The sequence below is a fragment of the Fischerella muscicola PCC 7414 genome, assembly GCF_000317205.1.
Lineage (GTDB): Bacteria > Cyanobacteriota > Cyanobacteriia > Cyanobacteriales > Nostocaceae > Fischerella > Fischerella muscicola.
In genome coordinates this window covers 1-5,910 of record NZ_AJLK01000095.1, presented here as the reverse complement: position 1 = coordinate 5,910, position 5,910 = coordinate 1, and the positions used below count along the sequence as shown (strand labels likewise).

The window sequence follows — 5,910 nt, the reverse complement described above, 5'->3', positions numbered from 1 at the left end:
ACCCCTACGGCGACCCTGCTGACCAAGGATATTACGGTGCTGACCAGGGATATTACGGCAACACCATTCCCGCTAGCCAAGATCCTTACGGCGACCCTGCTGACCAAGGATATTATGGCAACGTCCGCCCTGCCAGCGAAGACCCCTACGGCGACCCTGCTGACCAAGGCTATTACGGTTCTGACCAAGGATATTACGGCAACACCATTCCCGCTAGCCAAGATCCTTACGGCGACCCTGCTGACCAAGGCTATTATGGCAATGTCCGTCCTGCCAGTGAAGACCCCTACGGCGATCCAGCAGATGAGGATTACCGCTAATTAGTAAATTCATTCAAGTTCAAGTTGCAACTACAACAAAAATTCAGAAATCAGGAGTCAGGAATTTATTTATTCCGACTCCTGACTTTTTATTGTGCATTACCTGTTGAAACCATCAAAATTTCCTGCGCCCGAACAATATTCTGCTGCACCGACTCCGCTGAAATACGCAGTGCCCCCATCTCCTCATCGCTGAGATCCAATTCCAACACACTGGCAATTCCACCACATCCCAACCGACAGGGAACACCGATCGCCACATCTTCTAAACCGTATTCTCCCGTAAGAGCCACTGTTACAGGTAACAAACGCGACTGATTTAATAAAATCGATTCCACCATCATGCAAGTAGCAGAAGCAGGGGCAAAAAACGCACCACCTGTTTGCATTAATTCCACAATTTCTGCACCGCCGTGGCGGGTACGTTCTACCAAGCGTTCAATTGTAGCTTGATCTAGCAATTCTGTAAGCGGAATGCCGTTGACAGTAGCAAAACGTGGCAAGGGAACCATCAAATCACCGTGGCTACCCAATACCATCGTCTTGACATCACGTGGCAATACTCCTAGTTCCATCGCAATGAAAGTTTCAAACCGCGCCGAGTCTAACACGCCTGCCATACCCATGATGCGATCGCGTGATAATCCTGTTGCTTGCCATGCTAAATATGTCATTACATCTAAAGGATTGGTGACAACAATAAATATGGCATCAGGAGAGTGAGCGATCGCTTGCTTGGCTGCTTCCACAACAATCTTGGCATTTGTCCGTAACAGATCATCGCGACTCATACCTGGTTTGCGGGGAAAACCTGCCGTAATCACCACAATCTCCGAACCAGTAGTATCGGCATAGTCATTAGTACCGATAATCTGACGGTTATGCATTTCAATTCCCCTCGCCTCCATCAAATCCAGTGCTAGTCCTTGGGGCATTCCCTGAAGAATATCCAGTAACACGACATCTGCAAGATTTTTTTCAGCAATGCGTTGGGCAAGGGTACTGCCAACTCTACCAGCACCAATAATGGTGACACGGGGTGAATAACACAGAATCGGGGAGGAAGGGGAAGTATACATAAATTTTTACTGATAATTCTACTTAAATTCTTCAAGTTGATCTAAACGCAACCAAATATTCGGCGTTGGTACTTTCCCAAACTTGACAAAGGCATAATCACCTTTGATATCTACGATTTCGCCTTTACTGTCAAATATATAATCAGGAAAGCGAGTATCGCTGGCTTTTGCTTCTACACTGTTTTCTAACTTCTCGCGAATCACGCGAACCATATCTCCACGTTTTACAGGCATATATTCCCCTCTTGAGTGTATCGATTGCTATACAGAATTCTATCTTGGCAAGTGGTGTTAGTTGTTAGTTGTTAGTTGTTTGGAATCATCAACCACTAACCACTAACCACTAACAATTACCGTTGACACTGCAAACAAAAATGACTAGATCTACCAGCTAATCTTGTCTGTTGAATCTCAGTCCCGCAAACACGACAGGGTTCGCCAGTACGGTTGTAAACCCATGCTACACCACCGTAGTTACCGTTAATGCCCTTGACGTTGAGGAAATTACTAAAAGTCGTTCCACCAGCTTCGATACTGGTTTCTAATACTTTAATTATCTGCGATCGCAGCTTTTCGATTTGCTCTCGCTGCAAATCTATACACATTGTTTCTGGTAGTATGCCACTCATGAACAACGCTTCATCGGCATATATATTGCCTAATCCTGCCACCACAGATTGATCTAATAAGGCTGTTTTGATTGGACGACGTTTGTTTTTGAGTTTCTCGGCTAAATACTCAACTGTAAATTCTGGTGAAAAGGGGTCTGCTGCTAGTTTTGCTAAACCAGTGATAATGCTTTCTGGTGCTTGATTTGCTGACACCCACCACATTTGACCAAAGGTACGCTGATCAACAAAGCGCAATTCCCACCCATCTTGAAAGAATAATCTGACTCGCGTGTGCTTGTGTAATGGTTCGTCTCGTCGTAACCACAGTAGTTGACCGGTCATACGTAGGTGAATGCCTAAGTAACTCGTGGGGGGAGTATGAGGAGTGTGTAGACGCATAAGCGGCTTTCCGTAGGGTGGAGTGTGAGGAGTGGGGGAAGACAAGGAAGCAATCTCTCCTCCTTGTCCTCCCTGTCCTCCCTGTCCCTTATCTATTAAAGGAAGAGTAAGTTCGGCGAGAAGATATTTGCCGCGACGATGCCAAGTAGCGATCGCACTTCCCTTGATACCAGTAACAAAATCATCTACTGAAAACGGATAAGCGATCGTCCGATGCAGCAGTACGTCCCCACCCGTGATTTCTTGGTTGAGGGTCAATTGATTTAGACCCCGCCGGACTGTTTCAACTTCAGGCAACTCAGGCATCTAAGCTAATTATTGACAACAAGCTTATTGTGACAAGTACTGTGGTTTTTTGGCAGACACTAAAATCGGGAGTAGTCTACAGTGAGTATTGAATCAAAGCCTTGACTCTCTACCCTCTGCTTTACTCCCGAAAATCACCCCATTAAGTTTTTTTGGAGGTTTCTAACCCTTAGGCTTTTTTAGCTTTTGCCTTTGGTGCTTCCACCTCTACTAACTCGTCTTCAGCAAAGTTATTTGTGTTCACGCCAGCATAATTCACTTTCTCAAAGCGGACAATCACTGGGTATCTGCTAGTACCACCTTGCTCGATAGATGCAACAGTGCCTACATCCTGAAACCAGTAGGATTCTGGACGGAGAATGCGTACTTTAGAACCACGTTGAACCATGAGTTTGTTCCCTTTTTATTATCAATTGCCAACGTATTAAGGCTAATTGATTTCACTGTACAATCACAGCGCCTCTGGCAGAAGCTTTGTTAAGTTATTTGTCAATGGTCAATGGTCAAGTGTTAGTGGTTAGTGGTTAGTGGTTATTCCCACACTCCCCACACCCCTCACACTCCCCACACCCCTCACACTCCCCACCTCCCTATCTCCCAACAAATAGGGTGTCACACCCTCCTTGACAATACCCAAATCATGGAATATCCTTCAGTCGCAAACAAAAATTTTTTTTCAACCTATGCTTTGGTTAAAACAAATACACTACCCTCGTTACCCCTGCCAATTCGTAAGTCGTTATCTAAATAAGTGATATCCAACCAGCCTTGTTGTTCGTTGCTGTTGAGAGAAAAATCAATCGCAGTCAACTTCTGACCAGCTTCTATTTGTTGGATATATTTGTCAGGAGACTTGTAGTCAATTAAACGTTGGAAGCTAACTATTGATCGCTCAAATTTAACTTGGACACGACGGCCTGAAACTGGTTCAAACTTAGCAGCGACGCTGACTAAACCTTCAAGTAAGGGTAAACCATAAATTTCGGCTATGTTGTAAACGCTATTAGTGTTAACGCGAATACACTGATAGATTTCTCCAAGCTTGTATAAAGGAAAGCGATCAAGATTCAAAAGGGCCTTGCTGGTGGTATAAAGAAGTCGCCAATTGCCATCAAGTAAATCGCCAGCTTCCACCGGACGCGGTGTGGGGTTAAGGTCTTCTAAGTTGGCGATCGCGACTAAAATAGCTTGCTTATCCTGTTCGCTTGCCAAAAGACCACGATTTTTACCAGCAATTGCTTCTAATAAAGTCGCTTTTGTGAACATCACCTGTCACCTAAAACAGTATTAGTCTCAATCAAGAACAACAAGAAGTTAATATCTTTGTGTATTGCACTGTATCAATAAGCTTTTTGCAGAAGTCAGGAAAAGAGAAAAGCCAAACAATTAAAGGTATTAATTTTTCCTTTACCCTTACTCTTTAACTTTTACCCAAAATTACTTACTGTAATTGTTACTTTTGCAAGATGCCTAATCACAAAGTTACTGTCACTATTTACTTAGATTGATAGTAAAAACAAAAAATTTTGTCGGATTTTGGAAGTAACTCGTTGAATGATCAACTAAAATCTTCCGTATCAAGTGATAGACTCTTAATGTCAAGCTATAATGGCACTCCTTGTATCCTAAGTCTAATATGCTAAATTCCCCATTACGCGAAGAACCTCGCAATCAACGTGCTGCTGTAATACCATTAAAGCAAGAGTCCTCCATTTTGGATTGGTTGCAAAATAGTGGTCGTCTGATAGCGCGTGATACCCAAGAGCTAGATTTTAGTGAAGATAACGAAGAAGAAATTTCGGAATTTTTGGGTGGTGATGACGGTATAGCCGATTATGACTTTGATGACGATGATGATATCGTTCCAGACGAAGAGTAGTCAGTAAAGACTAAAGAGTCAACATCTTAACGAGTCCCTATTGTTCATCTGTCGTACAAGTGTGGAGTGAGGGGAAACAACCGTGGACGCTAAATTATCTCCTGACCAGGGGTTGAATATTTCTGGCATAGGTTTAGTTTCTGTTTTAGGTGTAGGGTTAAGTGTCGCAGCGTTAGTTTTGGATGGCATGGCAAATAGATTGCCGTGGGCTAACACTTTTTCCCTCACCTTGCCATTTCTATTATGCGCTGTCATTTCAGCAGCCGTGGGCTTTTTTGTTGTGCCAATGCTGCAAGCACTCAAAACAGGGCAAATAATTCGCGAAGACGGCCCTCAAGCCCACTTGAAAAAAGCAGGTACGCCGACAATGGGTGGTATCTTTTTTGTTCCTGTTGGGGTGATAGCTGCTTGTATATTATCAAACTTTAATACAAATGTATTGGCAGTTTCGGGATTGACGTTAGGTTACGGATTAATTGGCTGGCTCGACGATTGGCAAATTTTGCGCCGTAAATCCAACAAGGGTATTTCCCCTCGGATGAAGCTTTTTCTACAGATTGGCTTTGCGGTTCTTTTCTGTTTATGGCTGCTTTTCAATCAACCTGCTAATATCACAAATTTAGCTTTACCTTTGGGCTTCTTTTTACCTTTAGGCTTGCTGTTCTGGCCTCTGGCGGGCTTTGTGTTAGTAGCAGAGAGCAATGCTACTAACTTAACAGATGGTATTGATGGATTGGCAGCAGGAACAGTAGCGATCGCATTACTGGCATTAGGTGCGCTGATTGGTTCCACTTCACCCGAACTGATGATTTTCTGCGCTGCTTTGAGTGGTGCTTGCTTAGGCTTTTTGGCACACAACCGCAACCCAGCCCGCGTTTTCATGGGAGATACTGGTTCTCTCGCCCTGGGAGGCGCATTAGCGGCTGTGGGATTGCTAACTAACAGTCTAGTAGCACTATTCATTTTGAGCGGGATTTTCTTTGTAGAAACCCTGTCTGTAATGGCACAAGTTAGCTACTACAAAGCTACAAAAGGTCCTGATGGCAAAGGCAAACGTTTGTTGAAAATGGCTCCACTACACCATCACCTGGAACTTTCAGGTTGGTCAGAATTACAAGTAGTAGCCGTTTTCTACATCATCAGTACTATTTTGGCTGTCATCTGTTTAGCGATCAGCAAATTCTGAGATTTCGACACAAATCATCACAGCAAATAACCTCCTTATGTAAAGGAGGTTATTTTAATTTAAACCTTCTGCCCTCTGGCTTAAAAGTCACCTCACCCCAGCTACGCCACCCCTCTCCTTGGTAAGGAGA

General features: G+C 43.8%; 8 protein-coding genes. 3 read left to right on the top strand and 5 right to left on the bottom strand.

Annotation, left to right across the window (positions count from 1 at the left end):
- Positions 1-320, top strand: a 320-nt coding sequence (locus UYI_RS0114280; RefSeq protein WP_016867328.1) for a hypothetical protein, incomplete at its 5' end; no start/stop codon positions are given.
- A gap of 89 nt (positions 321-409) precedes the next feature.
- Here UYI_RS0114280 and mdh read toward each other — a convergent pair.
- From mdh to UYI_RS0114255, 5 genes are all read right to left on the bottom strand, one after another.
- Positions 410-1,399, bottom strand: coding sequence for a malate dehydrogenase (gene mdh / locus UYI_RS0114275; RefSeq protein ID WP_016867327.1), 990 nt, complete (start codon positions 1,397-1,399; stop codon positions 410-412).
- Positions 1,400-1,417: 18 nt separating this feature from the next.
- Positions 1,418-1,633, bottom strand: coding sequence for an NAD(P)H-quinone oxidoreductase subunit O (ndhO, locus tag UYI_RS0114270; RefSeq protein ID WP_009455621.1), 216 nt, complete (start codon positions 1,631-1,633; stop codon positions 1,418-1,420).
- 116 nt (positions 1,634-1,749) lie between these two features.
- A complete protein-coding gene (locus UYI_RS0114265; RefSeq protein ID WP_016867326.1) occupies positions 1,750-2,715 on the bottom strand; it encodes a DNA-formamidopyrimidine glycosylase in 966 nt (321 codons plus the stop codon).
- Between the two features lie 169 nt (positions 2,716-2,884).
- Complete coding sequence (locus UYI_RS0114260; RefSeq protein WP_016867325.1) at positions 2,885-3,103, bottom strand: photosystem I reaction center subunit IV; 219 nt, start codon at positions 3,101-3,103, stop codon at positions 2,885-2,887.
- 293 nt (positions 3,104-3,396) lie between these two features.
- Positions 3,397-3,981, bottom strand: coding sequence for a PAP/fibrillin family protein (locus UYI_RS0114255; RefSeq protein WP_016867324.1), 585 nt, complete (start codon positions 3,979-3,981; stop codon positions 3,397-3,399).
- 370 nt (positions 3,982-4,351) lie between these two features.
- Between UYI_RS0114255 and UYI_RS0114250 the strand changes: the two genes are divergently transcribed.
- A complete protein-coding gene (locus UYI_RS0114250; protein WP_016867323.1) occupies positions 4,352-4,594 on the top strand; it encodes a DUF3134 domain-containing protein in 243 nt (80 codons plus the stop codon).
- Positions 4,595-4,676: 82 nt separating this feature from the next.
- Complete coding sequence (gene mraY / locus UYI_RS0114245; RefSeq protein WP_016867322.1) at positions 4,677-5,780, top strand: phospho-N-acetylmuramoyl-pentapeptide-transferase; 1,104 nt, start codon at positions 4,677-4,679, stop codon at positions 5,778-5,780.
- The last annotated feature ends 130 nt before the right edge of the window (positions 5,781-5,910 follow it).

Coding starts and splice junctions, on each gene's coding strand:
- UYI_RS0114265 (WP_016867326.1), bottom strand. CDS start 2,715: ATGCCTGAGTTGCCTGAAGTTGAAACAGTCCGGCGGGGTCTAAATCAA.
- UYI_RS0114250 (WP_016867323.1), top strand. CDS start 4,352: ATGCTAAATTCCCCATTACGCGAAGAACCTCGCAATCAACGTGCTGCT.
- mdh (WP_016867327.1), bottom strand. CDS start 1,399: ATGTATACTTCCCCTTCCTCCCCGATTCTGTGTTATTCACCCCGTGTC.
- UYI_RS0114255 (WP_016867324.1), bottom strand. CDS start 3,981: ATGTTCACAAAAGCGACTTTATTAGAAGCAATTGCTGGTAAAAATCGT.
- ndhO (WP_009455621.1), bottom strand. CDS start 1,633: ATGCCTGTAAAACGTGGAGATATGGTTCGCGTGATTCGCGAGAAGTTA.
- UYI_RS0114260 (WP_016867325.1), bottom strand. CDS start 3,103: ATGGTTCAACGTGGTTCTAAAGTACGCATTCTCCGTCCAGAATCCTAC.